Here is a 26,532-nt window from a genome sequence, read left to right on the forward strand (position 1 = left end):
GAGCAACCGTATGGACAACGTCACCGTCCCCCTCGCCGGTACGCCCGGCGCCCCCGGCCCCTCGGCCGCCCGTCTCGGTCGTCGGCAGCTGCTCGCCGCCGCGGCCGCCTCCGTCGGCGCGGTCGGCATCGCCGGCCTCGCCGGACCCGCGGCCGCCGCCCCCGGCGCCGCGCTCCCGTCGGCGACGCCGGTCTCGCCCGGCATCCCCGCCGAGCTGGCCCGCCGGCTCGCGGCGCCCGGCCTCACCACCGCCGCCGGCTTCCGCTGGTGGTGGCCCCACGGCGCCGTCGACCCGGCGCAGATCACCCGCGAGGTGCAGCAGATCGCGACCGCCGGCTTCGGCGCCGTCGAGATCGCCGACGTCACCCACAGCCTGCGGGCGCGCGGCATCGAGATCGACGTGCGCACCCAGGGCTGGGGCACCGCGCCCTGGATCGCGGGCGTGAAGGCGGCGCTGCGCGAGGCCGTACGCCGCGGCGTGCGCGTCGACGTCACCGTCGGGCCCTCGTGGCCGGCGGCCGTGCCGACCATCACCCCGGACTCGCCGGAGGCGTGCACCGAGCTGGTGCACGGCCTGGCCGAGGTGGCCGCCGGCGCGACCTTCGACGGTGCGCTCCCGGCGCCCGTGGAGGCGCCCGTCCCGCAGGCTACCCGCAGCACGCTCGTGCGGGTGCTCGCCGCCCGCGTCGTCACCCCGGGCACGGCCCGCACCGAGACCGTGCTCGACGTCGCGACGGTCGTCGACCTCACCGACGACGTCGTCGACGGCACGCTCACCTGGACCGCGCCCGCGACCCCGGCCGGCACCTGGGTGCTGCTGCCGATGTGGTCGCGCGGCTCGGGCCAGGAGCCCGAGGCGGGCCCGCACACCGACCCCCGCAGCTGGGTCGTCGACCACTTCTCCGCCGCGGGCGCGCAGCAGGTCATCGACCTGTGGGAGGAGCGGATCCTCGACGACGAGCTGCGCGGCCTGCTGCGCCAGGCCGGCGGCTACCTGTTCGAGGACTCGCTCGAGGTCGAGACCGAGGTGACCATCTGGACGCCCGCGTTCCTCGAGGAGTTCGAGACCCGCCGCGGCTACGACCTGGTTCCCTACCTGCCGGCGATCCTCGACCTGCACGAGCGCTACCAGTTCGCGTTCGACGCGACCACGACCACGCGGGTGCGCGACGACGTCAACCAGACGCTGTCCGACCTCTACCGCGACAACCACCTCCTGCCGATGCAGCGCTTCGCCCGCACGCTCGACATGGGCATCCGGATCCAGCCCTACGGCCTGGAGACCGACACCGTCGAGCACAGCGCGGTCGTCGACGTGCCGGAGACCGAGTCGCTGGGGTTCAAGAACCTCGACGACTACCGCGTGATGGCCGGCGGTCGCGACCTCGGTGGCCGCACGGTGCTCTCCTGCGAGGCGGCCTGCTACAACGGCGCCGCCTACAGCACCACCTGGGAGCGGGCGCTGTCGACGATCAACTCGATCTACGCCGCCGGCGTGAACATGGCGGTGCTGCACGGCTTCGCGCACGCGAGCGCCCCGGGCGTGACCTGGCCGGGCTTCGCCGCCTTCTCGCCCTACTACAACGGCGCGATCGGCTTCGGCGAGGCGTGGGGCCCGCGCACCCCGCTGTGGCAGCACATGCCGGGCATCGCGGCGTACATGGCGCGCACCCAGCTGGTCCTGCAGAGCGGTGTGCCGAAGTACGACATCGTCTTCCTGCGCCAGAAGGGCTGGGCCTCGACGGGCATCGGGGCGCCGTGGGCGACCAACGACGGCATCCCGCTCGGCTGGACGCACTCGTTCGCGACGCCGGCGCTGCTCGAGCTGCCGCTGGCGACGGTGCGCGGTGGCCGGCTGGCGCCGGACGGCCCGGCGTACAAGGCGATGATCGTGACGCCCGACCAGTTCCGCGGCAACCGCCCGACCATCGAGCTGTCCGCCGCGCAGCGCCTGCAGGCGCTGGCCGAGGCCGGCCTCAAGGTCGTGCTGGTCGGTGACTGGACCCAGGCCGAGCCGGTCGGCGTCGAGTCGGCCGAGGTGATCGCGCAGGTGCGCGCCGCGATGGCGGCGGTGGCCGCCCGCTCGACGACCCGCACGGTCGCCGCGGCGACCGACATCCCGACGGCGCTGGCCGCGCTGGGCGTGAGCCCGGACGTCAGCCACGAGCGCTCGACCGTGATGTCGGTACGCCGGGTGCTCGCGGAGGGCGGCGGCACGGACCTCTACTACCTCGCCAACGCGAAGCACGCGGAGAACCGGCGCCTGACGCGGGTCACCCAGGACGTGTGGCTGACCGCCTCCCGCGCGGACGCTGTGCCCTACCGCCTCGACGCCTGGAGCGGCTCGGTGACGCCGGTGCCGCTGCACGAGCGCTCGGGCGGCCGGATCAAGGTGCGCGTCGACCTGCAGCCCGGCCAGTCGACGGTGATCATCCTCGCCGCGCCCGGCCGCCAGGACCGCCCGGTCTCGGTCGTCGCCACGACGGCCGACCAGGTCAGCGGCAACGACCAGCGCCTCGTGGTCCGCACCGCGACCGCGGGTCGGCACACGGTGACGCTGGCCGGCGGGCGTACCCGCTCGACCACCGTGGCCTCCGTGCGCGCCCCGCTCACCCTGAGCACGTGGGACCTCGTCGTCGAGGACTGGACGCCCGGGCGCACCGTCACCGAGACCGTCCGCACGCCGCGGCGCACCCGGCTCACCGAGCTGAAGCCGTGGTCGCAGATCGCGGGCTTCGAGGACGTCTCGGGCATCGGCCGCTACACGGCGTCGGTCAACCTGGGCACCCGCTGGCCGGCGGGCACGGGGGCGTACCTCGAGCTCGGCGCCGTGGAGGACACGTTCCGCGTCACGGTCAACGGCACGCTGCTGCCGCCGTGCGACCCGCTCGTCACGACCGTCGACCTGGGGCGGCGGCTGCGGGTGGGGGCGAACACGATCGTGGTCGAGGTGGCGACGCCGCTGCTCAACCGCCTGCGGACGGTGACGCCGGAGGTGTACGCCGTGGCCACCCGGCAGAGCTACGGCCTGATCGGGCCCGTGCGGCTGGTGCCGTACGTGGAGCAGGAGGTGCGCTGAGCCCTCGGCGGACGATCCCGGCGAAGGGCTCCCGCTGTGGTCTGACCACATGCTACGGTGTGGTCAGACCACAGAGGAGCCCGCGATGACCGAGATCGACACGCCCCGTGCGTGGCGGACGGTGCTCGACCACGTCGAGACCGACCTCCTCGACGGGCGGCTGCGGCCGGGCGACCGGCTGCCGGGGGAGCGCGAGCTCGCCGCGCGTCTCGGGGTCGGCCGCTCCAGCGTCCGCGAGGCGCTGCGGGTGCTCGAGGTGATGGGTCTCGTGCGCACCGCCACCGGGTCGGGGCCCTCGTCCGGGGCGATCATCGTGGCCCGCCCGGGTGGCGGCATGTCGACCCTGCTGCGGCTGCAGACCGCCGCGCAGGCGTTCCGCATCGACGACGTCGTCTCCACCCGCGTCGTGCTGGAGACCGCGGTCGTCGGCACGCTGGCCGGCGGCGAGCACGACCTCGCCGCCGCCCGCGAGGTGCTCGACGCGATGGGTGACGAGCACCTCGCGCCGGCCGACTTCCTGGCCCTCGACGCCCGCTTCCACCTCGCGCTCGCCGAGGCGAGCGGCAACGCCGTCCTCGTCGCCGTGATGGCCGGCCTGCGCACCGCGATCGAGGCGTACGTCCAGCAGGGCGCCCGCGCCATCGACGACTGGCCCGCCACCGCCGCGCGGCTGCGCGCGGAGCACGGCCAGATCGTGGCCGCCGTCGAGGCGGGCGACGTCGCTCGCGCCGAGCGGTGCGTGCGCCACCACATCGACGGCTACTTCCAGCAGATCCGGCGCTAGCCCACCCCAGCACCGCAGCCAGCACCGCACCCACGCCCGCACCACCCGAGAGGACCGCACCATGGTCAAGCGCCAGTTCCCCAACCCGGCGGAGATCTTCGAGCTCCTGCGCTTCAAGCGTCCCGAGCTCAACCCCCGCCGGCGCCGCCTCGCCAAGGCGCTGACCATCGACGACCTGCGCGTGATCGCGAAGCGCCGCACGCCGCGGGCCGCGTTCGACTACACCGACGGCGCCGCCGAGGGCGAGCTGTCGATCATCCGCGCCCGCCAGGCCTTCCAGGACGTCGAGTTCCACCCCGACGTGCTGCGTCCGGCCACCGACGTCGACACCTCCCTGGAGGTGCTGGGCGGTCGCAGCGCGCTGCCCTTCGGCATCGCGCCGACGGGCTTCACCCGCCTCATGCAGACCGAGGGTGAGATCGCCGGCGCGGGCGCGGCGGCCGCCGCGGGCATCCCGTTCACGCTCTCCACGCTCGGCACGACCTCCATCGAGGACGTGAAGGCGGCCAACCCGCACGGCCGCAACTGGTTCCAGCTCTACGTCATGCGCAACCGCGAGACGTCGTACGAGCTGACCCGCCGCGCCGCGGCCGCCGGCTACGACACCCTCTTCTTCACGGTGGACACCCCGGTGGCCGGCGCGCGCCTGCGCGACAAGCGCAACGGCTTCTCGATCCCGCCCCAGATCACGCTGCGAACTGTCCTCGACGCCGCCGTGCGGCCGTGGTGGTGGATCGACTTCGTGACCACCCCCAAGCTCGAGTTCGCCTCGCTCAGCTCGACCGGCGGCACGGTCGGCGAGCTGCTGGACTCGGCGATGGACCCGACGATCAGCTACGAGGACCTCGAGGTCATCCGGGGGCTGTGGCCCGGCAAGATCGTCATCAAGGGCGTGCAGAACGTGGCCGACGCGGTCCGCCTCGTCGACCACGGCGTCGACGGGATCGTGCTGTCGAACCACGGCGGGCGCCAGCTCGACCGTGCTCCGGTGCCCTTCCACCTGCTGCCGTCGGTGGCGCGGGAGGTCGGCAAGGACACGACGGTCATGGTCGACACGGGGATCATGAACGGCGCCGACGTCGTCGCCTCCGTCGCCCTGGGCGCCGACTTCACGCTGATCGGTCGCGCGTACCTCTACGGCCTCATGGCCGGCGGCCGCGCGGGCGTCGACCGCACCATCGCGATCCTGCGCGACGAGGTCGAGCGCACGATGAAGCTGCTGGGCGTGCAGACCCTCGACGAGCTCGAGCCGCGCCACGTCACGCAGCTCGCGCGGCTCGCGCCGCGCCCCCTGGACTGAGGGATGTGCACGGGCGTCGCCGCATCCCACCCCTCCGGGGGATGGACGCGGCGGCGCCACGCGTGCATGCCCGGTGGATGACCTAGGTTTCACCCCGTGACCACCCCCTTGCCGAGCGTCGAGCTCCGTGCGGCCTACGACGCCAAGGACTGGGCGTCGACGTCGCTCGGTCGCCGCGAGGACTGGCCGGTGGAGCTGCAGCACGCCCTCGACACGATCCTGCACACCGAGTTCGCCGCGGTGGTGCTGTGGGGCGACGAGCTGCGGCTGATCTACAACGACGCGTACGTCCAGCTGATCGGCGACAAGCACCCGGCAGCCCTCGGCGAGCCCTGCAAGGAGGTCTTCTGGGAGGCCTGGGAGCAGATCGAGCCGCTCTTCGACCAGGTCCGGGGCGCCGGGCGCGCGACCATGGTCGAGGACCTCCTGCTGCCGCTGCACCGCCACGGCTTCCTCGAGGACTGCTACTTCGACTTCTCCTACTCACCGCTGCACGACGCGCAGGGCGAGGTGGTCGGCGTCCTCGACATCACGGTCGAGACGACGCACCGCGTGCTGGCCCAGCGGAGGCTGGCGCTGCTGGCCCGGCTGACCGCCTCGCTCGGCATCGTCGAGTCCCGCGACGAGCTGCGGGTCGTCGCCCACGACGTGCTGGGCCGCTTCCCCGACGACGTCCTCGGCGCCGAGCTGCGCTTCGCGGGCGAGACCGCGGCCACCTGGGTCGGCACGCCCGACGACGGTCTCCCGGACACCGACGAGCACGGTCGCGGCGCCGTGGTGCGCCAGGACCTGCGCGACCCCGCGACCGGCGAGGTGCTGGCCACGCTGGGCGTCCGGGTCAGCGACCGGTTGCCGTACGACGAGGAGTACCGCGACCTGCTCGGCCTCGTCGCCGCGACCCTCACCCAGGCGCTCTCCCGGCTGCAGCTGCGCGAGGTGGAGCGCCGCCGCACCGACGAGGAGCGGGACCTGCTGGTGACCCTGCAGAACTCGCTGCTCCTGCCGCCGCAGTCGACGCCGACGCTGAGGGTCGCCGCTCGCTACGTGCCGGCGGCCGACGTCGCGCAGATCGGCGGCGACTGGTACGACGCGTTCGACCAGGGCGACGGCACCCTCGTGCTCACCGTCGGCGACATCGCCGGCCACGACAGCGCCGCGGCGGCGACGATGGCCCAGGCCCTCAACCTCATCCGCGGTGTCGCGTACGCATTGTGGGAGCGGCCCGGCCGCGTCCTCGAGGTGCTCGACCGGGCGCTGCAGCGGCTGACCGAGCCCGCGGTCGCGACGGCGCTGGTCGCGCGGGTCGACCCGCCGGCGGCCGCCGACGGGTCGGAGGCCGCGAGCGGCATGCGTACGCTCCGCTGGTCGCGCGCCGGGCACCCGCCGCCGGTGGTGCTCGCCCCCGACGGCACCACCAGCCTGCTCGACGCCGGCGGCGACCTGCTGCTGGGCGTCGACCCGGACACGGTGCGGGGCGAGGAGAGCGTGGAGCTGGCTCCCGGCTCGACGGTCGTCTTCTACACCGACGGGCTCGTGGAGCGCCGCGGCGAGCTCCTCGACGTCGGCACCGCGGCGCTCGTCGCGCGGCTCGCGGGGGGTCAGCACCTCGACCCCGAGGCGCTGTGCGACCACCTGCTGGACGGTCTGGTGACCGAGCAGGAGGACGACGTCGCGCTGATGGTCCTGCGGGTCTGAGTCGACCCGTGACCCGGCCCGCCCGGCGCCCCGGTCGGTCGGGGGCGCCGGGCGGGGATCAGGACGCGTCCTCGATGCGGCTCTCGAGGGCGATGAACTCCTCGTCGGTGAGGATCCGCGAGCGGATCAGGAACCGGACGCCCTCGGGCGCCTCGAGGGAGAAGCCGGCGCCACGGCCCTTCACCACGTCGATGGTGAGGTGCGTGTGCTTCCAGTACTGGAACTGCGAGCGCGACATCCACACGGGCACGCCCCGGTCGAGACCGACGTCGAGGTCGCCCAGGTGGACGTCCGCGTCGCCGGTGATGAAGTCGCCGTCGGGGTAGCACATCGGTGCCGACCCGTCGCAGCAGCCGCCGGACTGGTGGAACATCACCGGGCCGTGCATCTCGGTGAGGCGGCGGATCAGGTCGGCCGCCGCCTCGGTGACCGAGACCCGCACCGGCTCGGGCGGCAGCGGCGAGTCCTCCGTGACGCCCAGGGGGCCGTCGGGGAGGTCGCTCGTCGTGCCGGCCGAACCGGTGTCGGGCGTCGTCATCAGAAGAAGCCGAGCGCGTCGGGGCTGTACGACACGAGCAGGTTCTTCGTCTGCTGGTAGTGGTCCAGCATCATCTTGTGGTTCTCGCGGCCGATGCCCGACTGCTTGTAGCCACCGAACGCGGCGTGGGCGGGGTACGCGTGGTAGTTGTTCGTCCACACGCGGCCGGCCTGGATCTCCTTGCCGGCGCGGAACGCCTGCGACCCGTCGCGCGACCACACGCCGGCACCGAGGCCGTACAGCGTGTCGTTCGCGATCTTCAGCGCGTCGGCCTCGTCGTCGAAGCCCGTCAGCGAGACGACGGGCCCGAAGATCTCCTCCTGGAAGATCCGCATCGAGTTGTCGCCCTCGAAGATCGTCGGCTGCACGTAGTAGCCCTCGGAGAGGTCGCCGTCGAGCACCTGGCGCTCACCGCCGGTGAGGATCTTGGCGCCCTCCTGCTTGCCGATGTCGATGTAGGACAGGATCTTCTCGAGCTGGTCGTTCGACGCCTGGGCGCCGATCATCGTGGTGTCGTCGAGCGGGTTGCCCTGCTTGATCGCCTCGACCCGCTTGACCGAGTCGGCCACGAAGTCGCTGTAGATCGAGCGCTGCACCAGCGCGCGGCTCGGGCAGGTGCAGACCTCGCCCTGGTTGAGCGCGAACATCGCGAAGCCCTCGAGCGCCTTGTCGTAGAAGGCGTCGCGCTGCGAGGCGACCGACTCGAAGAAGATGTTCGGGCTCTTGCCGCCCAGCTCCAGGGTGACCGGGATCAGGTTCTGCGAGGCGTACTGCATGATCAGCCGGCCGGTCGTGGTCTCGCCGGTGAAGGCGATCTTCGCGATCCGCGGGTTCGAGGCCAGCGGCTTGCCCGCCTCGACGCCGAAGCCGTTGACGACGTTGACGACGCCCTTGGGCAGCAGGTCGCCGATGAGCTCGAACAGCTTCAGGATCGACCACGGCGTCTGCTCGGCCGGCTTCAGCACGACCGCGTTGCCGGCCGCCAGGGCCGGGGCGAGCTTCCACACGCCCATGAGGATCGGGAAGTTCCACGGGATGATCTGGCCGACGACGCCGAGGGGCTCGTGGAAGTGGTACGCGATCGTGGTGCTGTCGATCTCGCTGATGCCACCCTCCTGCGCACGCAGGGCGCCGGCGAAGTAGCGGAAGTGGTCGACGGCGAGGGGCAGGTCGGCGGCGAGCGTCTCGCGCACCGCCTTGCCGTTGTCCCAGGTCTCGGCGACGGCGAGCGAGGCGAGGTTCTCCTCGATCCGGTCCGCGATCTTGTTGAGGATGTTGGCGCGCTCCGCGGCGGACGTCTTGCCCCAGGCGGGGGCGGCGGCGTGGGCGGCGTCGAGCGCGGCCTCGATGTCCTCCGACGTGCCTCGCGCGATCTCGGTGAACGCCTTGCCCGTCACGGGCGAGATGTTCTCGAAGTAGTTGCCCTTGATCGGGTCGACCCACTCGCCACCGATGTAGTGGCCGTAGCGGGCTTCGACGGTGACCAGCGAGTCGGGCTGGCCGGGCGCGGCGTAGACGGTCATCTGATGTTCTCTCCTCGCTGAGTGGGGCAGTCGGCGTGCGGCGTGACGGTGTGACTGCGCTCACACGCTAGGCGCGGGGACGTTGCAGGCTCGTTGCGACTCGTGGAGGCGTCCGGCTCAGACGCCGAGCTCGCGGTCGAGGCGCGCGAGCTGGCCGTCGATGAGCGGCAGCATGGGCGAGGTGGTGCCCACCGCGCGCCGCTGCGCCTGCCACATCTCGTAGTCGTCGGAGCCCCACGTCGAGCGCGTCCACTGCGACATCAGGTCGGCCTCGCGCGAGCGCAGCACCGCCTCGCGCAGCTGCGACTCGAGGCTCTCGCGCAGGCGTGCCACGCCGGGCGCGGTGGAGCGGGGCAGGACGGGACCGCCGTACGCCCGCATCGCGGCCCGCACGTCGCCGGCGGCGAGCAGCGCCTCGACGCTCAGCCAGTCGCCGGTGACCTGCGCGGTGAGGCGATAGGGCCGCGAGGCCAGGAGGTCGCCGCCGAGGAGGTGCCGCAGCCGGTTGAGCTCGGCCCGCAGCGTCGAGGAGCCCGCGCCGTCCTCCGCGTACAGCAGCACCGCCAGCTCGTCGCCGGTCAGGCCCTGCGGGGAGCTGGCCAACAGCAGCAGGATCTCGCTGTGGCGCGGCGAGAGCCGCAGCGTCTGCGGCGTTCCGCCGTTCTCCAGGGTGAGCAGCGCGTCCGAGCGGCCGAGGCCCTCGAGCACGAGGCGCTCGCCGGTGGCGTGGGTGACGGGTCGGGAGCCCTGCCGGCTGAGCAGGTCGCGGGCGAGCTCGAGCTCCGCCATCCGGGCTGCCGCCCGGATCATCGCCATCGTCTGCGGCACGACGATCTGGTCGCCGCCGGTGATGTCGAGGACGCCGAGGAGGGCCTGGGTGCCCGGGTCGTGGATGGGGGTCGCGGCGCACGACCAGCCCTGCACGGAGGAGCGGAAGTGCTCGTCGCGCACGATGCTGACCGGCTGGTCGAGGGCGAGCGCGAGGCCGGGCGCGTTGGTGCCCGCGAGCCGCTCGTCCCAGTTCGACCCCTCGACGAACCCGATGGCCTCGCAGCGGCGCAGCGTGGTGGGCGTACCGCAGACCCACAGCAGGTTGCCGTCCGCGTCCGAGACCGCCATGACCGCGTCGCAGTCGCGCGCCGCGTTGCCCAGCACGTCGTCGAGCAGGGGGAAGACCCGGTTGAGCGGGTGCGCGGCGCGGCGGTCGCGCAGGTCGTCGGCAGGCAGGGTGATGGGTGCCGACGTCTCGTCGGGGCGCACCCCCGCGGAGGCCGAGCGGTGCCACGAGTCGACGACCGCCGAGCGCATGCCGCCGTCGCCGCGCTGCGGGAGGAGATGGGTTCTGCTCACGTCTCGGCCGCCCCTCGGATCCGCTCCGGCGGCGTCGTCGCCTCGCCCGGGCCCGCTCGCACGCGCCCGGTGACCGGAGTCACACGGACCATGATGCTCCGGGCGGGACGTTGCGGCAACGTTGCGGGCCGTGCGACCCGAGGACAGGTGCCACCGCTCGCCCGTCGGCCGGCCGCGGACCCGATTCGATCCGCCGCCGCCGGTCCGCTAAGGTTCCCCGCGGTGGCGTGTCCGAGCGGCCTAAGGAGAACGCCTCGAAAGCGTTTGTGGGTGCAAGCCCACCGAGGGTTCAAATCCCTCCGCCACCGCCAGCACGAGAGCCCCGCCCGATCCCGGGCGGGGCTCTCGTCTTTCCGGGGGCGGCCCGCTCTGGCACCATCGCGTCATGGACCCCCAGACGCTGACGTTCGCCGACTCGATCACGGTGCAGGCCCCGCCCGAGGCCGTGTACGCCGCGGTCTCCGACGTGACCCGGACCGGGGAGTGGTCGCCGGTGTGCCGCGCCTGCTGGTGGCACGAGGGCGAGGAAGGCCCGCGCGTGGGCGCCCGGTTCACCGGGCGCAACGAGACGCCCGATCGCACCTGGGAGACCACCTCCGAGGTGGTCGCGGCCGAGCCTGGCCGTCGCTTCGCGTGGTCGGTGGGGCCGGGCCTGGTCACCTGGACGTACGACCTCGAGGCCACCGGCCCCGACGGCTCGCAGACCCGCCTGACCCAGTCGTGGGAGTGGCCGCCCAACGGGCAGGCGTTCGCCGCCGAGAAGTTCCCCGACCAGCCCGCCGTCGAGCAGCGCCACCGGGCGGCGCGCGAGGGCATCCCGGTGACCCTCGCCGCGATCAAGCGCGTGGTCGAGGGCGCCTGACCCGCCGAGAAAACGCGGACGCGGTCGCAGAGAACGCGGACCCGGGCACGTCCCAGGCGCGTCCCGGTCCGCGTTTTTTCGCGGTCGGTCCGCGTTTTCTCGGTTCCCGCGGCGGGGTACGCCCGGCACGCGCCCGACACGCCGGTACGCGCCCGCCGCACCGCCCCGGACGCACCGCCGCCCCGGTCCGCGGGGTGCGGGCCGGGGCGGCGGTGGGTGGTGCAGGTGCTGCGGGTCAGCGGGTCCGGTGGTGGTCCCGGTCGCTCGTGCGGTCGCCGTTGACGGGGGAGTCCTCGGCGTTGATGGCCGGGAACTCCCCGGTCTGGCTGAGCCGCTCGTCGACGCGCGAGTCGACCTGGTCACCGAAGTGGTCGTCGAAGTTGTCGACCAGGTCGGAGGTGACCGACTCGGTGACGGCGACGGTCACGGAGTCGCTGAGCTCCTCGGCGAGCACCCGGCGGCGCGCCTTGAGGTTGAGGCGCCGGATCTCGCGGTACTCCGACTTGAACGCCTTGTACATGGCGAAGCACATCGCGATCATGATCACGCTGAACGGCAGGGCCGTCAGGATGGCGCCGGTCTGGAGCGCGCCGAGACCGCCGGCGAGGAGCAGGCCGATGGCGACGAGGCCCTCGACGGTGCACCACATCACGCGGCTCCACTTCGGCGGGTCGGTGTCGCCGCCGGAGGCGAGCATGTCGACCACGAGCGAGCCCGAGTCGGACGAAGTGACGAAGAAGATCGTCACCAGCACGATCGCGAGCCCGGCGAGGAGCGCACCGCCGGGCAGGTCGCCCACCAGGTTGAAGAGGACGGCGTCGGCCGTGACCGAGCCGTCGTCGGCGACGAGCCCGCCGGAACCGAAGATCTCGCGGTAGATGGCGGAACCGCCGAGGATCGAGAACCAGATCACCGAGACGGTGGTCGGCACCAGCAGCACACCGGCGACGAACTCGCGGATCGTGCGGCCGCGCGAGATGCGGGCGATGAAGACGCCGACGAACGGGGCCCACGACATCCACCAGCCCCAGTAGAACGTGGACCACGAGCCCTGCCAGGCCTGACCGTCCGCGCCGAAGAACGCGGTCGTGTCGAAGCTGTTCGGCACGATCGAGAAGAGGTAGCCGCCGATGTTCTCGACGATGTCGCGCAGGATGAACAGGGTGGGGCCGAGGGCCAGGATGCACAGGGCGAAGACGCCGGCCATCCCGAGGTTGATGTTCGACAGCCACTTGATGCCGACGTCGAGGCCGGAGACCACCGAGATGGTGGCGACGATCGAGATGGCGACGATGAGCGCCACCAGCACCGGGTCGGTCGCCTCCTCGATCCAGCCGAGGTAGACCATGCCGGCGGAGATCTGCGAGACGCCGAGGCCGAGGGAGGTCGCCACACCGGCGATCGTGCCGACGATGGCGACGACGTCGATCGCGTCACCGAGACCGCCCTTGACGCGGTCGCCGAGCAGCGGCTCGAGGGTCCAGCGCAGCGAGACCGACCGGCCCTTGCGGTGGATGGCGTACGCCAGCGCGAGACCGACGACGACGTAGATCGCCCAGGCGTGCAGACCCCAGTGCAGGAACGTCTGGTTCATCGCCTCCTGCGCCAGCTCGACCTCGTCGCCCTCGACGCCCGGCTTGGGGGAGGAGAAGAAGGAGAGCGGCTCCGCGGCACCCCAGAACACGAGGCCGATGCCCATGCCCGCGGCGAACAACATCGAGAACCACGTGAGGAAGCCGTACTCGGCCTCCTCGTCGTCCGGTCCGAGACGAATGTCACCGAAGCGGCCGACGGCGACCCAGATGGCGAAGATCACGAACGCGGTCACGAGGAGCGTGTAGTACCAGCCGAAGCCGCCGATCACCGTCTCCTGCGCGGAGGTGAGGGCATCGCCCACGCGGTCGGGGAAGGCGATGCTGAGCGAGACGACGATTGCCAGGAAGGCCAGCGCCGGGAAGAAGACGGTGGGCCGGATGCTGCCCTTGCGCCCTCCGGACGGGTCGTTCTTCGTCGGGGGACTGCTGCTCTCGGGTGCGGCTGTACTCATGGCCTCGGCCTCTCCAGATCGGGTCGTGCTGCGGCAAAACGACGTCCACCACACCGGTAATGGCGCCCGAGCGCAAACCGAGCCAGGAGGGGACCAGTCGGCCGTACCCACCTGAGGGGGCTCTACACGACTGGTCTGGACCAGTACGCCCGCCGGTCGGGGTGGTTCGGTCGCGGGTCGGCGCGACCCCCTGGGGGGCCGCGCTAGCGTGACGGGATGGGAATCATCGGTTTCATCATCGTCGGCCTCATCGCCGGATTCATCGCTCGCCTGGTCGTGCCGGGCAAGGACAGCATGGGCATCCTCGGCACCATCCTGCTCGGGATGGTGGGCTCCTTCGTGGGTGGTCTCCTCGGCTCGCTGATCAGCGGTGACGGCATCGACCTCGGCCCCTCCGGCATCATCGGGTCGATCGTCGGCGCCATCGTCGCGCTGATCGTCTTCAACGCCGTGACGGGTCGCAAGCGCGTCTCGTGAGGGTCGGTGGGCGAGGATGGACGCCATGACGTGGTTCTCCTCGCCCACCGCCACCACGGCCGCGCTCGGCGAGGTCGGCTACCTGGCCGACGCGGCGACCGCGACCACGGCGTACCTCGCCGGCGCGCTCGAGAAGCCCCTGCTGATCGAGGGTCCTGCCGGCGTGGGGAAGACCGAGCTCGCCAAGTCCGTGGCGGCCGCCACGGGCTCCTCGCTGGTGCGCCTGCAGTGCTACGAGGGCCTCGACGAGGCCCGTGCGCTCTACGAGTGGAACTACTCCAAGCAGCTGCTGCGGATCCAGGCCGCCCGCGGCGACGACGGCTCCGGCCCCGGGTGGGACGAGACCCACGACGACATCTTCGGTGAGGAGTTCCTCCTCACCCGGCCGCTGCTGACGGCCATCCGGCGCGACGAGCCCACCGTGCTGCTGATCGACGAGGTCGACAAGACCGACGTCGAGGTCGAAGCCCTGCTGCTCGAGGTGCTGAGCGACTTCCAGGTCACCATCCCCGAGCTCGGCACCGTGACGGCCACCCGGCGCCCCTTCGTGGTGCTGACCTCCAACGCCGCCCGGGAGCTCTCCGAGGCGCTCAAGCGCCGCTGCCTCTACCTGCACCTCGACTACCCCGACGCCGACCGCGAGCGCGAGATCGTCACCTCCCGGGTGCCCGAGCTCGACGACCGCGTCGCCCGCCAGCTCGTCGACCTCGTGGTGCGGCTGCGCGAGCTCGAGCTGAAGAAGGCGCCCTCGATCGCCGAGTCGATCGACTGGGCCCGCACCCTCGTGGCGCTCGAGGTGGGCACCCTCGACCAGGCGGCCGTCACCGCCACCCTCGGGGCGGTGCTCAAGCACGCCACCGACATCGAGCGCGCGACGCGCGAGCTGAAGCTGGCCTGACGTCGTGGCGACCGGCGGCCTGCTGACCCGGCACCTCGCGCTCGTCGAGGCGCTGCGGGGCGCGGGCCTGCCCGTCTCCCTGGCGGAGGGGCTCGACGCCGTCGGCGCCGTGGGCCGGGTCGGGTGGGCCGACCGCGAGACGGTGCGGGCCGCGTACGCCGCCACCCTGGTCAAGCGGGCCGGTCACCGCACGACCTTCGACACCCTCTTCGACGTCTACTTCCCGCCGCTGGTGGGCGAGGGGCTGCGCACCCTCGACCCGACCGTCGACGACCCGACCGCCGGGCGGGCCACCGATCCCGGCCGCGACAGCGCGGCCGAGCTGCAGTCCGCTCGCGACGACCTGGTCGCGACGCTGACGGAGCTGCTGCAGGACGGCCAGGAGGGCCGGGACGGCCTCCCGGGCGACTCCGCCGACGCGCTGCGCCGGCTGGCGACCGAGGTGGTCGGCCGCTTCGGCGCGATGCCGGGCCGCCAGCCGGGCCAGACGGCGTTCTCGGCGTACCAGACGCTGCGCCGCCTCGCTCCCGCCGAGCTCACCGACCGCCTGGTCGCGGGCCTGCTGGGCGACCTCGACGAGGCGGCCATGGAGCCCGGCGCCCGCGAGCGCACCCAGCGACGCGCCGCCCGCGGCATCGGCCGGTTCACGGGTCTCGTCGAGGACGACGCCCGCCGTCGGATCGCGGAGCGCAAGTCGCCGGCGTACGTCGCGGAGGTGGCCGTGCGCCCCAGCATCGACCGCGTGGCCTTCACGGCGGCGCGGCGCGAGGACCTCGAGGAGATGCGTCGCCAGGTCGGTCCGCTCGCGCGGCGCCTCGCGACCCGCCTCGCGAAGCAGCGCCACGCGCAGGGCCGCGGGCCGCTCGACTTCCGCCGCACCGTGCGCGCGTCGATGTCGACCGGCGGCGTCCCGGTGCAGCTGCGCCGACGGCCGCGGCGACCCCACCGCACGGACCTCGTCGTGCTCTGCGACGTGTCGGGGTCCGTGGCGCACTTCGCTCAGTTCACGCTGCTGCTGACCTACGCGCTGCGCGAGCACTTCGGCCGGCTGCGGGCCTTCACGTTCGTCGACCGCACCACCGAGGTCACCGACCTGCTGCGGCCCGGCCGCGACCCGGTCGAGGTGATGGAGAGCCTGTCGAGCAGCATCCGCCACGCCGCGCTGACGGGCCGCACCAGCTACGGCGGCGCGTTCCGCAGCTTCCGGGAGCAGTACGCCGACGCGCTCGGCCCCGCGTCCTCCCTGCTCGTGCTCGGGGACGCCCGCAGCAACTTCACCGACCTGGCGCTCGCCGACCTGCGGGCGATGACCGACGGCATCCGGGCGTCGTGGTGGCTCAACCCGGAGCACCCGCGGCAGTGGGACACCGGCGACTCGGCCGCCTCGCGCTACGCGGCCGTGGTGCCGATGGTCGAGTGCCGCAACCTCACCCAGCTCGAGGAGTTCGTGCAGCGCGTGCTCTGAGCTGCCGGCCCGGCACGTGGGTGGGACGGCGGGGTGGTCCGACCACGACGGGCCCTGGCATACTCGCTGGTCGGCACACTGGACAGGCCAATGAGCCAACGCCCCGAGAGGAACTCCGTGACCCAGGACCCCGCCCCGGCCACCACTCCCGCCAGCGCGACGGGGGGACCTCTCAGCGACATCGTGGTCGTGGACCTGTCCCGCGCGCTCGCCGGCCCGCACGCCACCCAGATGCTCGGCGACCTCGGCGCCCGGGTGATCAAGGTCGAGGCGCCGGGCAACGGTGACGACACCCGCGGCTGGGGCCCGCCGTTCGTCGGCGAGGAGGGCGAGCGCCAGTCGACGTACTTCCTCTCGACCAACCGCAACAAGGAGTCCGTCGCGCTCGACCTCAAGGACGAGGGCGACAAGGCCGTCCTGCTCGGTCTCGTCGACCGCGCCGACGTGCTCGTGGAGAACTTCCGCACCGGCGTGCTCGAGCGCCTCGGCCTCGGCATCGAGGAGCTGACGGCCCGCAACCCGCGCCTCGTCGTCCTCTCCATCACCGGCTTCGGCCACGACGGCCCCGAGGGCGGCCGCGCCGGCTACGACCAGATCGCCCAGGGCGAGGCCGGCCTGATGTCGCTGACCGGCTCGGGTCCGGACGACCCGCAGCGCGTCGGCGTGCCGATCGCGGACCTGCTGTCGGGGATGTACGGGGCCTACGGCGTGCTCGCCGCGCTCCACGAGCGGGCCACCACCGGCGTCGGGCGCGTCGTGCGTACCTCCCTGCTGGCCGCGGTCGTCGGCGTCCACGCCTTCCAGGGCACCCGCTGGACCATCGCCGGCGAGGTCGGCCGCGCCCAGGGCAACCACCACCCGTCGATCGCTCCCTACGGCCTGTTCCGCTGCCGCGACGGCGCCGTGCAGATCGCGCTGGGCAGCGAGAGCCTGTGGCGCCGCTTCTGCGCCGGCTTCGAGCTCGACCCGGACGCCGAGGGCCTGGCGACCAACCAGGAGCGCGTCGGCGTGCGCGAGCGCGTCATCGAGGTCGTGGAGGAGGTCTTCTCGACCTGGGACTCCGAGCCGCTGCTGGCCCGCCTGGCCGAGGTCGGCGTGCCCGCCGGCAAGGTGCGCACCCTCGACGAGGTGTACGCCTGGGACCAGACGCTCAGCCAGGGCCTGCTCGTCGACGTCGAGCACCCGACCCTCGGCAAGCTGTCCCTGCCGGGCCCGCCGCTGCGCTTCTTCGAGGGCGACGGCACCGAGGTGACCCGCACGCAGCACCAGGCCCCGCCGCTGCTCGACGCCGACGCCGCCGCGGTGCGCGCGTGGGCGCTGGGCGAGGACGCCTGACCCGCGACACCCGAACGACCGCCGACGGCGGGCGTCCCCACCCGGGGGCGCCCGCCGTCGGCGTTCCCGGGGCGGGCGTACGCGGCGGGTCAGCCCCCGAGCAGGCCCTGACAGGCGGTCGCGGCGAGCACCGCGTCACCGGCCACGATCGCCTCGGCCACGGTGTCGAGCCGGGCGCGCAGGTCGGCGCCGTCGGAGGGCGCCGGAGCGTTCGCGGCGAGCACGTCGTCGAGGTCGGAGAGCAGGGGAGCGGCCGAGAGCCGTCGGATGCAGCGCCACGTGTGGTCGAAGTCCCGCGGGCGGCCGTCGGGCGCGAGCATCGCGACGCGCAGGGAGGAGTCCGGGTTCGTCGCGGCGGCGCGGGCGAGGCCCGCGAGCACGGCCTCGCGCGCGACGAGCACCTCGGAGCGCGGGCGCTCGGCCACCCGCTGGTGCCAGCCGCCGTCGTCCTCGTCCGGCTCGCGGACCAGGGCGCCGACGCCGTGGCGTACCTCGATCCGGCCCCGGGTCTCCAGCGAGGCCAGCGCCCGCGACAGCGTGGCCCTGCTGACGCCCAGCTCGGCGGCGAGCTGGCGCTCCGGCGGGAGCCGGTCGCCACCCACCAGGCCCTGGGCCTCGATGAAGTCGGAGATGTGCGCGGCCAGGCTCTCGTAGAGCCGCTCGCGACGCAGCGGCGGCAGGCGACGAGGACCCTCTCCGGACATGCCTGGCATCGTAGCCCGTCGTGGACATGTTGCCAGGTGGCTCAGCCACTGACATGATCGCCGGGTTCGAGCATGACCTGCGTCACAACCGAGAGGGACTCTGGTGTCCACCGAACTGATCTCGTTGGCGGTCCTCGTGGTCGTCTTCCTCATCGCGACCGTCCGCGGCGTCAACATGGGTGCCCTGGCGCTCGTGGCGGCGTTCGTGGTCGGCCTCAGCGTCTTCGACCTCGACGCGGACGGCGTGCTGGGTGGCTTCCCGAGCGACCTCTTCGTCATCCTCGTCGGCGTCACCTACCTCTTCGCCCTGGCGAAGAACAACGGCACGGTCGACTGGATCGTGCACGCGGCGGTACGCGCGGTGGGCGGCCGGGTGGCCCTCGTGCCCTGGGCGATGTTCCTCGTCTGCGCGACCGTGACCGCGATCGGGGCCGTCAGCCCGGCCGCCGTCGCCATCGTCGCGCCGGTGGCCATGGGCTTCGCGCTGCGCTACCAGATCCACCCCGTGATGATGGGCATGATGGTCGTGCAGGGCGCGACCGCCGGCAGCTTCTCGCCGATCGGCATCTTCGGCAGCATCACCAACGGCGTGGTGGAGCAGAACGACCTGCCCGGCAACCAGGCGGTCCTGTTCGCCACGACCTTCGGCGCCGCCGCGCTGATCGCCGCGATCACCTACATCGCCTTCGGCGGCCGGGCCCTGATCGCCCGCGGCAAGGAGACCGACACCGTCACCGCCATGGGCTCCGAGGCCGAGGCCGCGAGCCACGCCGCGACCCGCTCGAGCACCCCCGGCACGCCGCACTCGGCGGTCGAGGCCCACCGCAGCCGCGCCCCGCAGGAGGAGCCGGCCGGCGTCGAGACCCTCGACGCGCCGCGCATCGTCACCCTGCTCGGCCTCGTTGCCCTCATGGTCGGCGCCCTGGGTTTCGACCTCGACGTCGGCTTCACCGCCCTGACGATCGCGGTCGTCCTCACGCTCGTCTTCCCCGAGTCCGCCAAGGGCGCGGTCGAGAAGATCAGCTGGGGCACCGTGCTGCTGATCGGCGGCATCGTCACCTACGTCAACATGCTCCAGGGCCAGGGCGTCGTCGACTGGCTGGGCGAGCAGGTCGCCGAGGTCGGCGCCCCGCTCGTGGCCGCGCTGCTGCTCTGCTTCATCGCCGCCGTCGTCTCCGCCTTCGCCTCGACGACCGGCATCATCGGCGCGCTCATCCCGCTCGCCGTGCCGTTCCTGCTGACCGGCCAGGTCAGCGCGGTCGGCCTGATCGCCGCCCTCGCCATCTCCAGCTCGGTCGTCGACTGCAGCCCGTTCTCCACGAACGGCGCCCTCGTGGTCGCCAACGCCGACGCCAAGGAGCGCGAGATGGTCTTCAAGCGGCTCATGCAGTGGGGCATGTCGATCGTCGTGATCGCGCCGATCGTCGCCTGGGTGATCCTCGTGGTGCCGACCGCCTGACACCGGCTCGGCGGGGACGGGCCGCCGGGCTGGACCCGGCTTCGACCCGGACCGGCTCGGCCCGGCCCAGCCCCGAAGAAAACGCGGACCGCCGCACGGAGAACGCGGACGGAGCATCGCCTCGGCGGTGCCTCCGTCCGCGTTCTCTCGTCCCCGGTCCGCGTTTTCTTCTGCGCGCTCCGTCGCGGCGCCGCTCAGGCCTGCGCGGCGACCCGCTCCACGGCCTCGGCGAGGTCGGCGGCGTCGGTGACCTCGACACCCGGCTGCGGCCCGGCGGTGTCGACGACGTGCCCGTCGCGCACGAGCCGCACGGTCGCGAGCCCGGCCTCGAGCGCGCCGCGCACGTCACGGCCCGACGCGGCGACGTGCACGAGCCGGTCGGGGGCCGCGGCGGCCGCGGCGGCGGCGTACAGCTCCGGGCTCGGCTTGTAGGCCCCCAGCCGCTGCGAGGTCAGCACGAGGTCGGGGTCGACGAGGGGGTACGCCCGCGTGCGGCGCGCGAGGGCGTCGTCGACGTTGGACAGGATGCCCACCCGGTGGTCCCGGACGACGGACGCGACGCCGGCCTCGACGTCGGGCCACAGCGGCCAGTCGGCGACCGACTCCTCGATCCGGGCGAGGTCGGCGTCGACGTCGCCGGAGCCGCTGAGGCCGAGGTCGGCGTACGCGCGCACCAGGGCCTCGCGGGACAGGTCGTGGAACGTGGTGGGCGGCGTCGCCGTGCGCTGGAGGGCCTTGTTGTGGCCGTCCCAGGCGGCGTACAGCTCCTCGCCGTCCTGCGCCCACCCCCGCTCGCGCGCGATCTCGGCGAGCAGGGCGGACGCGCCGCGGCGGCTGTCGGTCAGGGCGCTGAAGAGGTCGAAGGTGACGATCACCCGCCCGACGGTAGCCGGGCGGGTGACGGCGTGCTGCGGCGAGCGCCGTGGCTCAGTCGCGGTGCCGGTTCGGCTCCTCGTGGTCCGGGACGGCGTCCGGGCCGGCGGGACCCTCGTCGGGCTGCCCGCTCTCGGAGTCGGGGTAGCCGGCGGTGGCCTGGTCGGGCGCGATCGGGGTGTCGGCGTCGGCCGGGTCCATGCCGCTGACCTCGGAGACCTGGCCCTCGGACTGCTGGTCGTCGTCGCGCTTGCCCTGCTCGCTCATGCGTCCTCCTCGGGTCGTCGCCGCGGGGTCACGGCCCGTCCCATGGTGACCGCACGCACCAAGACCCCCCGCCCGTCATGATGGGCGCGCGGGCGCCGGGTCCGCACCGGACGGGGGTGCAGTCGTGCGCGACGACGGGGAGCGGCAGGGGCCCGCGACGCGGGTGCGCCTCGCCCTGCTCGCGCTGCTGTGCGCCGCCGTCGCCTGGGTCGTCGCGGCCGGTGTCGTCACGGACGACGGGCCCCGGGACGCCCCGGTCGTCCTCGTCGGCCCCGACGTCGTGACCGCCGCCGTCGCTGCGGAGGTCGAGGCGCTGCCCGGCGACGCGTTCGTCGTCGGCGGCACAGACGACCCGCAGCGCGCCCGCGACATGCTCGCCGCCGGGGAGGTCGTGGGGGCGCTGGTCGTCGACCTCGCCGGCACCGAGGACACCCTGCTGCTCGCCCCCGACCACGCCCCGGTGCGCGACCGTGCCGTCGTCGAGCGGGTGCGCGCGGTGGAGACCGCCCGGGACCGCACCGTCGCGGTCGAGCGCACCGGCGACGCCCTGCGGGGCGCTCCGCCGGCCGCGACCACGTTCGCCGCCGCTGTGGTGGGACTGCTGGTCGTGGTGGTCGTCTCGATGGTGTGGGGGCCGGTGGCGCGCACCCTGCGCCGTGGCCTGACGCGCACCGCCGGGCTCGCGGTCGCCGGCGTCCTGACCGGCCTGGTCGCGGCGGCGGTCGCCGCCTGGCCGGCCGGCGACGTGGACCCCGGCGTCGGCGCCGGCGTCCGGATCGGCGCCGTCACCGCGGGAACGGTCCTCGTCGCCGGTCTCGTGGCCCTGGCCTGCGAGGCCCTGGCCGGGCTGCGCGGCCTGCTGGTGGCCGCCGTCCTGCTGCTCGCGGTGCCGCTGCCGCTGGTGCTCGCCGGCGACACCTGGCTGCTGGCCGAGCCGTGGCGCACGGTGGCGGGCTGGTCCGTCGTGGGCGCGGCGGCCGACGCGCACGCCGCGCTCACGGCGCACTCCGGCGGCCCCGGGTGGCGGGCGGCGGTCGTGCTGCTGGGTACGCCGGCGCTCGCCGTCGGCGTGCTGCTCGCCTCGCGCGCCGTGGCGGCGCGCACGCCGGGGGACGGCCCGGACCCGGACGCGGGACCCCGTGCCCTGCCGACCCCGGTGTCGTGGCGGCGGCAGATGGCCGTGCTGGCCACGACCCTGGTGCTCGCGACCACCGCGGTCCTGACCGTCGGGCTCCCGGGGGCGCCCACCCCGACACCGCCGCGGGTCAGCCTCGCGGCGACCTCCGACTGCGTCGACGCCGGCCCCGTCGGCAGCGTCGACGACCTCAACCGGGTGGCGGAGCTGCGGGGCGACGCCGCCTTCCAGGGCGGCGACGTCGGCGCCAGCGCCCGGCTGCAGGACGGGCGCACGGTGTGGATGTTCGGCGACACCCTGCGGGCCGCCGACTTCCCCGGCGACCGGTTCGTGCGCAACTCGATGCTGCTGGTCGACCCGTCCTGCCTGCGCGTGGTCGTGCCGCGCTCGGGCGGGGCGGTGGTGCCGGACCGTGACGAGGAGGTCGGCTACTGGCCGATGTCGGTGGCGGTGCAGGAGCAGCCGGGCTACGACCTCGTCGAGGTCACCGCCCAGCGCGTGCGCACCGTGGACGAGGGCGACCCCTTCGGCTTCGAGAACGTCGGGCCCGCCGTGGCCACCTTCGTCGTGCCCGTCGGCGGGGTGCCGCAGCTGGTCGAGGTCACCGACCTCGGGCCCGACGAGCCGGACCCGACGGTGCCGATGTGGGGCGCGGCGACGGCGGTCGTGGACGGCTGGCTGCACCTCTACGGCACCGCGCGTCCCGTCGACCCCGCCCCCGGCACGGGCTTCTCGCTGCGCGTCGCGCGGGTCCGGCCCGCCGACGTCGCCGACCAGCGGGCCTGGACGTACTGGGACGGCAGCGGCTGGAGCCCGGAGTCCTCGGCCGCCGTCGAGCTGATCGGCGCGGCGGAGGGGACCTCGCAGACCCTGAGCGTCTTCGAGCGCGACGGCACCTGGTACGCGGTGTCCAAGCGCGGCGAGGTGCTCGGCAGCGACCTCGTGGTGTGGACGGCGCCGGCGCCGGGCGGGCCGTTCACCGCGCAGCCGCCCGTCGCCGCCCTGCCCTCCGACGTCGCGGACGGGCTGCTGCGCTACATGCCGCTGGCGCACCCCGACCTGCTGCCCTCGGACGGCTCGGTCGTGGTGTCCTACAGCCGCAACAGCACCGACGTCGACGCCGTGCTGGACGACCCCCTGCTCTACCGGCCGCGGTTCCTCACGGTCCCGCTGCCGCAGCCCCAGGGGTGACGGCCAGGTGTGGTGCCCGGCCGTGCTCGGTCGGTCTCAGCCGGCGGCGAGGTAGCCCAGCTCGACCAGCCGGTCGATCTCGGCCCGGAGCGCGGGGTGCGTGGAGGTGTCGGCCGCGCGACCGCCGGCCACGTACATGTCCGTCGCCCCGCTGCGCCGCGCCGTCTCGCCGTCGAAGACGACCGTGACCCGGTTGGGGACGCCCTGGTTGATGAGCGAGCCGAGCAGTGCGACGGGGTCCGTGCGGTCCTCGAGCGAGAGCACGCGGGTGGTCTCCGGCACGACCGGCACCTGCGCGGACGGGGCGCCCGCCGTGACGACCTGGTCGACGGTGAACCGCGACGAGGGCGCGGCGGCGGCGACCTCGGTCGCCGTCAGGCCGCCGTGGGCGGCGCCCACGAGCATCACGCGGGCGTCGGTGGTGTCGCCCACCGCCTCCTCGAGGGCCGCGACCAGCTGCGCGCCGTAGCGACCCGTGTCGCCGTCCACCAGGCGCAGCCGCCCGCCGCCGCGGGTGGCCCCCGGCAGGTACGCGATGTAGCGGCCGTCCGCGACGCGCTGCACGCGCACCCGCTGCTGGACGCTCGAGAGGGTCGACATGAGCTCCGCGATGCTGCGGGGCGCCGCGGCGTCCTCGTCGTCGGCCCCGCCGGTCGGCTCGGGCTCGGTGACGGCGTCGCCGGTCAGTCCGACCGCGACGTCGCGCAGCGCGGCGCCGGCGTCGTTGGCGAAGTCGCCCGCGCCGACGGCCTCGAGACCGGCGCGGCCGGCGTCGGTGCCGCGGTCACCGGCCAGGAAGCTGGCGGTGAGCAGGGAGCGCATCTGCAGGCTCTCGAGGAGACCGCCGCCGCCCGAGGTGACGTGGTGCAGCAGGTCGGGGTTCTGCTCGGCGAGCTCGCCCAGGTAGGTCGCGAGGCCGTCGCGGTCCATCGAGTCGGTCTCGATCAGGCCGGCGGAGACGATCGCGCCGCCCAGCGCCACCTCGGGTGCCAGGTAGCCGATCGCGCGCCCGGCGATGGAGCCGAGGGTGCGGTACGCGACGTCCTGCAGCTCGTCGATCCAGCGGTAGGTCAGCACGGTGGCCCGCACGACCAGGGCGTCGGCGTCCAGCTCGATCGAGCGGCTCAGGAGGCCGTTCTTCCCGGTCGTCGCGGCCCGGATCTCGGTCTCGGCGGCCTCGTACGTCCGCGGTGACAGCGGCGCGGACGGCTCGACGTCCTCGTCGCGCAGGATCTGCTCGCCGAGGCGGGCGCGGGCCCGCAGCTCCGAGCCGGTCGCGTCGAAGAGGTCGGCCAGCGCCAGCATCTGGTCGTACTTCTCCTGCTGCGCGGCCGCCGCGGCGCGGGCCGCCTGCTCGGCGTCCTCGGGCGTCGCCGGCGCCGGGGCGACCGGGGTGCCGGCGCTCCCGTGCGTACCCGCGGTGTCCTCGGGTCGGTCGTCGAACTCTGCGGCGGGGTTGCTCATGCGGTCACCTCGGCGAGGACGGGGGCGAGCGTGGTGGCGAAGTCGAAGGGCTCGACGCGCCGCACCTCGACGCGCAGGTCGTCTCCGGTGCGGTGGGGACGCAGCGAGTGCCAGCCGTCGGCCAGAAGCACCCAGGAGATGACGCCGATCGTCGTGGTCGGCCCGCCGACGTCGGCGAGCATGGCGCGGATGCGTCCGTGCGTCTCGCGGTGCACCGCCTCGACGACGGTGCGGATCTCCGAGGTGCTCAGACGGTGCCCGTCGCCGTCGACGACGGTCCCGTCGTAGGTGGCCACGACCGCGTCGAGCAGGTCGCCACGGTGGGTGCGCAGCGCCTCCCCGGCCGCGTCCAGCAGCTCGTAGGGCAGGTCGACGAGCTCGGGCACGGACGACGGCGACAGGGCCACGTCCTCCGGGATGCTCGGCACCCGGCGGAGCTCGTCGGCCCAGTCGTCGGTGGAGAACCACGCCAGCTCGAAGACCACGCCGTCGACGGTCGCCAGCGTCGCGACCGCCTCGTCGCGCTGCCGGTGCCACGCCTTGCCCCGCACGTCACCCGCGGCGACGTCGATGTCGACGCCCACGCTGGGGCTCGCGAGCAGGCCGAGCGCGCCGAGCAGCCCGGGGTCCACGCCGTCGGGCGTGACCAGGCCGCGCCGCGCCAGCGACTCGAGCGGGTCGTGCAGGGTCGCGAGCGCCTCGCCGTACGCCGCGGCGGAGGGCTCCGCGGGGCGCACGCCCAGGCGGTCGGCGAGCGGGTCCGCCGCCGCGGGCGGCTCGCCGCCCTCGACCCCGACCGCGTCGTCGAGCACGAACGGCAGGGGAGCGTCCCCGGCGCTCGAGGCGCAGTAGCGCAGCTCGGGCAGGGTCAGCGTCGCCCGGCGGGGCAGCCCGTCGAGCAGGTGCAGGGGATTCGGTGCCGGGGCACCGAGGTCGATGGTCGTCATGCAGAGCTCCCGTCAGCTTCCGAGATCACAGTCCGGGGAGGGTCACGGTCAGCCAGTCCTTGTGCCCGGACGGCGGAGGGGCGAAGTCGACGAGCTGCTGGTCGTCGGGGTCGAGGGTGCGGGTCACACCCGCGGCGTCGTCGTAGGAGGACAGCTCGGCCTGGCGGCCGCGGGCGTCGGCGACGAGGGAGGCGACCTTGCGCTCCACGTCGGCGATCGCCTCGGTCAGGTCCGCGACCGACGTGCCGTGCGTGGCCAGGGCCTCGCTGGCGGTCTCGTGCTGGCCGGCGGCGTCGCGCAGTCGGGCGGCGCGGTCGCGCATCCGCAGCCGCAGGTCGTTGGCGGCGCGCCCGGGCCAGTCGACGCTCTCGGCGCCGGCCACGAGCCGGTCCGCCAGGGTGCGGAGGTCCACGGCCTGCTCGTGCAGCTCCGTCGACCTCCTGCGGATCACGTCCGCGTCGCCGTACATCGCTCTCGCCGCTCCTTGGTTGGTCACGTCTCGCCGTCCCGTCCGGCCCGCGCCCCCCGTGGCTGGTCCGCGTTCGGGCTTGCCCCGGCCCGTGGAGGCCGAAACGTCGCCTCGGGCGAAACCTCCGCGGCCCCCTACGATGAGCGGGTGCGCATCCTCGTCGCCGGCGGTGCCGGCTACATCGGCTCCCACACCGTCGTCGCGCTCGTCGAGCGCGGTCACGAGGTGGTGGTCGCCGACGACCTGTCCAACGCGAAGCGGGCGGTCGTCGATCGCGTCGCCGAGATCACCGGGGTGCAGGTGCCCCTGGAGGTCGTCGACCTGACCGACGCCGAGCGCACCGACGACCTGTTCGCGGGGGCCGGCTTCGAGGCCGTCGTCCACTTCGCCGGGCGCAAGGCCGTCGGCGAGAGCACGCGGGTGCCGCTGTCCTACTACCGCACCAACCTCGACTCCACGTTCTCGCTGCTGGAGGCCATGGCCCGCCACGACGTGCGTCGCCTGGTCTTCTCGTCCTCGGCCACCGTCTACGGCGACGGGGCGCCGGTGCCCTACCCGGAGACGTACCCGCACCTGTCCGCCGCGAGCCCCTACGGGCGCACGAAGGTGATGATCGAGCGGATCCTGACCGACGTGGCGACCGCGTCGCCGGACCTGCGGGTCGCGATGC

At 73.9% G+C, this 26,532-nt stretch carries 22 protein-coding genes and 1 tRNA gene; 13 read left to right on the top strand and 10 right to left on the bottom strand.

Going from position 1 to position 26,532, the window contains the following annotated elements; translation table 11 throughout:
- Positions 1-10 precede the first annotated feature (10 nt).
- The 4 genes from RDV89_RS10075 (at position 11) to RDV89_RS10090 (ending at position 6,858) form a co-directional block, all read left to right on the top strand.
- Positions 11-3,079 (top strand): glycosyl hydrolase, encoded by a 3,069-nt coding sequence (locus RDV89_RS10075; protein WP_315732910.1) that lies wholly within the window; start codon positions 11-13, stop codon positions 3,077-3,079.
- 85 nt (positions 3,080-3,164) lie between these two features.
- Positions 3,165-3,863, top strand: coding sequence for a FadR/GntR family transcriptional regulator (locus RDV89_RS10080; RefSeq protein ID WP_315732912.1), 699 nt, complete (start codon positions 3,165-3,167; stop codon positions 3,861-3,863).
- A gap of 61 nt (positions 3,864-3,924) precedes the next feature.
- Entirely contained in the window at positions 3,925-5,163 is a 1,239-nt protein-coding gene (locus RDV89_RS10085; protein ID WP_315732913.1) for an alpha-hydroxy acid oxidase, read from the top strand.
- 96 nt (positions 5,164-5,259) lie between these two features.
- Complete coding sequence (locus RDV89_RS10090) at positions 5,260-6,858, top strand: SpoIIE family protein phosphatase (protein ID WP_315732914.1); 1,599 nt, start codon at positions 5,260-5,262, stop codon at positions 6,856-6,858.
- A 58-nt stretch (positions 6,859-6,916) separates the two neighbouring features.
- Here RDV89_RS10090 and RDV89_RS10095 read toward each other — a convergent pair whose 3' ends face one another.
- From RDV89_RS10095 to RDV89_RS10105, 3 genes are all read right to left on the bottom strand, one after another.
- A complete protein-coding gene (locus RDV89_RS10095; RefSeq protein ID WP_315732915.1) occupies positions 6,917-7,396 on the bottom strand; it encodes a DUF779 domain-containing protein in 480 nt (159 codons plus the stop codon).
- On the bottom strand, positions 7,396-8,919 hold the full coding sequence (gene exaC / locus RDV89_RS10100; RefSeq protein WP_315732916.1) for an acetaldehyde dehydrogenase ExaC: 1,524 nt from the start codon (positions 8,917-8,919) through the stop codon (positions 7,396-7,398). The genes RDV89_RS10095 and exaC overlap by 1 nt, the downstream gene beginning before the upstream one ends.
- Positions 8,920-9,036: 117 nt before the next feature.
- Complete coding sequence (locus RDV89_RS10105; protein WP_315732917.1) at positions 9,037-10,269, bottom strand: GAF domain-containing protein; 1,233 nt, start codon at positions 10,267-10,269, stop codon at positions 9,037-9,039.
- Between the two features lie 221 nt (positions 10,270-10,490).
- Here RDV89_RS10105 and RDV89_RS10110 point away from each other — a divergent pair.
- Both RDV89_RS10110 and RDV89_RS10115 read left to right on the top strand, forming a co-directional pair.
- Positions 10,491-10,580: transfer RNA gene (locus RDV89_RS10110), tRNA-Ser, on the top strand.
- 74 nt (positions 10,581-10,654) lie between these two features.
- Positions 10,655-11,131, top strand: a complete 477-nt coding sequence (locus tag RDV89_RS10115; RefSeq protein ID WP_315732918.1) for an SRPBCC family protein — start codon at positions 10,655-10,657, stop codon at positions 11,129-11,131.
- Positions 11,132-11,366: 235 nt separating this feature from the next.
- Here the strand turns inward: RDV89_RS10115 and RDV89_RS10120 are convergent, their stop codons facing one another.
- Positions 11,367-13,178 (bottom strand): BCCT family transporter, encoded by a 1,812-nt coding sequence (locus tag RDV89_RS10120; protein ID WP_315732919.1) that lies wholly within the window; start codon positions 13,176-13,178, stop codon positions 11,367-11,369.
- Positions 13,179-13,394: 216 nt separating this feature from the next.
- Here RDV89_RS10120 and RDV89_RS10125 point away from each other — a divergent pair, with 216 nt between their 5' ends.
- The 4 genes from RDV89_RS10125 (at position 13,395) to RDV89_RS10140 (ending at position 17,353) form a co-directional block, all read left to right on the top strand.
- Positions 13,395-13,655, top strand: a complete 261-nt coding sequence (locus RDV89_RS10125; RefSeq protein WP_315732920.1) for a GlsB/YeaQ/YmgE family stress response membrane protein — start codon at positions 13,395-13,397, stop codon at positions 13,653-13,655.
- 16 nt (positions 13,656-13,671) lie between these two features.
- Complete coding sequence (locus tag RDV89_RS10130) at positions 13,672-14,553, top strand: AAA family ATPase (RefSeq protein ID WP_315732921.1); 882 nt, start codon at positions 13,672-13,674, stop codon at positions 14,551-14,553.
- 4 nt (positions 14,554-14,557) lie between these two features.
- Positions 14,558-16,018: a VWA domain-containing protein gene (locus RDV89_RS10135; RefSeq protein WP_315732922.1), complete on the top strand. Its 1,461-nt coding sequence runs from the start codon at positions 14,558-14,560 to the stop codon at positions 16,016-16,018.
- A gap of 117 nt (positions 16,019-16,135) precedes the next feature.
- Positions 16,136-17,353 (top strand): CaiB/BaiF CoA transferase family protein, encoded by a 1,218-nt coding sequence (locus RDV89_RS10140; protein ID WP_315732923.1) that lies wholly within the window; start codon positions 16,136-16,138, stop codon positions 17,351-17,353.
- A gap of 89 nt (positions 17,354-17,442) precedes the next feature.
- On the opposite strand, the gene RDV89_RS10145 is transcribed toward RDV89_RS10140, so the two are convergent.
- Positions 17,443-18,057, bottom strand: a complete 615-nt coding sequence (locus RDV89_RS10145) for a FadR/GntR family transcriptional regulator (RefSeq protein WP_315732924.1) — start codon at positions 18,055-18,057, stop codon at positions 17,443-17,445.
- Positions 18,058-18,160: 103 nt separating this feature from the next.
- Here RDV89_RS10145 and RDV89_RS10150 point away from each other — a divergent pair, with 103 nt between their 5' ends.
- Positions 18,161-19,516: an SLC13 family permease gene (locus RDV89_RS10150; protein ID WP_315732925.1), complete on the top strand. Its 1,356-nt coding sequence runs from the start codon at positions 18,161-18,163 to the stop codon at positions 19,514-19,516.
- A gap of 194 nt (positions 19,517-19,710) precedes the next feature.
- Here RDV89_RS10150 and RDV89_RS10155 read toward each other — a convergent pair whose 3' ends face one another.
- Positions 19,711-20,391 (bottom strand): HAD family hydrolase, encoded by a 681-nt coding sequence (locus RDV89_RS10155; RefSeq protein ID WP_315732926.1) that lies wholly within the window; start codon positions 20,389-20,391, stop codon positions 19,711-19,713.
- Positions 20,392-20,443: 52 nt separating this feature from the next.
- A complete protein-coding gene (locus RDV89_RS10160; RefSeq protein ID WP_315732927.1) occupies positions 20,444-20,656 on the bottom strand; it encodes a hypothetical protein in 213 nt (70 codons plus the stop codon).
- 124 nt (positions 20,657-20,780) lie between these two features.
- Here RDV89_RS10160 and RDV89_RS10165 point away from each other — a divergent pair, with 124 nt between their 5' ends.
- Positions 20,781-22,982 (top strand): DUF5005 domain-containing protein, encoded by a 2,202-nt coding sequence (locus tag RDV89_RS10165; RefSeq protein ID WP_315732928.1) that lies wholly within the window; start codon positions 20,781-20,783, stop codon positions 22,980-22,982.
- Between the two features lie 36 nt (positions 22,983-23,018).
- On the opposite strand, the gene RDV89_RS10170 is transcribed toward RDV89_RS10165, so the two are convergent.
- Genes RDV89_RS10170 through RDV89_RS10180 form a run of 3 tightly spaced genes read right to left on the bottom strand, consistent with a single transcriptional unit; the run spans position 23,019 to position 25,862 of the window.
- On the bottom strand, positions 23,019-24,446 hold the full coding sequence (locus RDV89_RS10170; protein ID WP_315732929.1) for a hypothetical protein: 1,428 nt from the start codon (positions 24,444-24,446) through the stop codon (positions 23,019-23,021).
- Positions 24,443-25,393, bottom strand: a complete 951-nt coding sequence (locus RDV89_RS10175) for a hypothetical protein (RefSeq protein ID WP_315732930.1) — start codon at positions 25,391-25,393, stop codon at positions 24,443-24,445. The genes RDV89_RS10170 and RDV89_RS10175 overlap by 4 nt, the downstream gene beginning before the upstream one ends.
- A 25-nt stretch (positions 25,394-25,418) precedes the next feature.
- Positions 25,419-25,862 (bottom strand): hypothetical protein, encoded by a 444-nt coding sequence (locus RDV89_RS10180; protein WP_315732931.1) that lies wholly within the window; start codon positions 25,860-25,862, stop codon positions 25,419-25,421.
- A 147-nt stretch (positions 25,863-26,009) separates the two neighbouring features.
- Here RDV89_RS10180 and RDV89_RS10185 point away from each other — a divergent pair.
- On the top strand, positions 26,010-26,532 hold a 523-nt coding region (locus tag RDV89_RS10185), incomplete at its 3' end, for an SDR family NAD(P)-dependent oxidoreductase (protein ID WP_315732932.1).

It is taken from the genome of Nocardioides imazamoxiresistens, from assembly GCF_032378595.1.
GTDB lineage: Bacteria > Actinomycetota > Actinomycetes > Propionibacteriales > Nocardioidaceae > Nocardioides > Nocardioides imazamoxiresistens.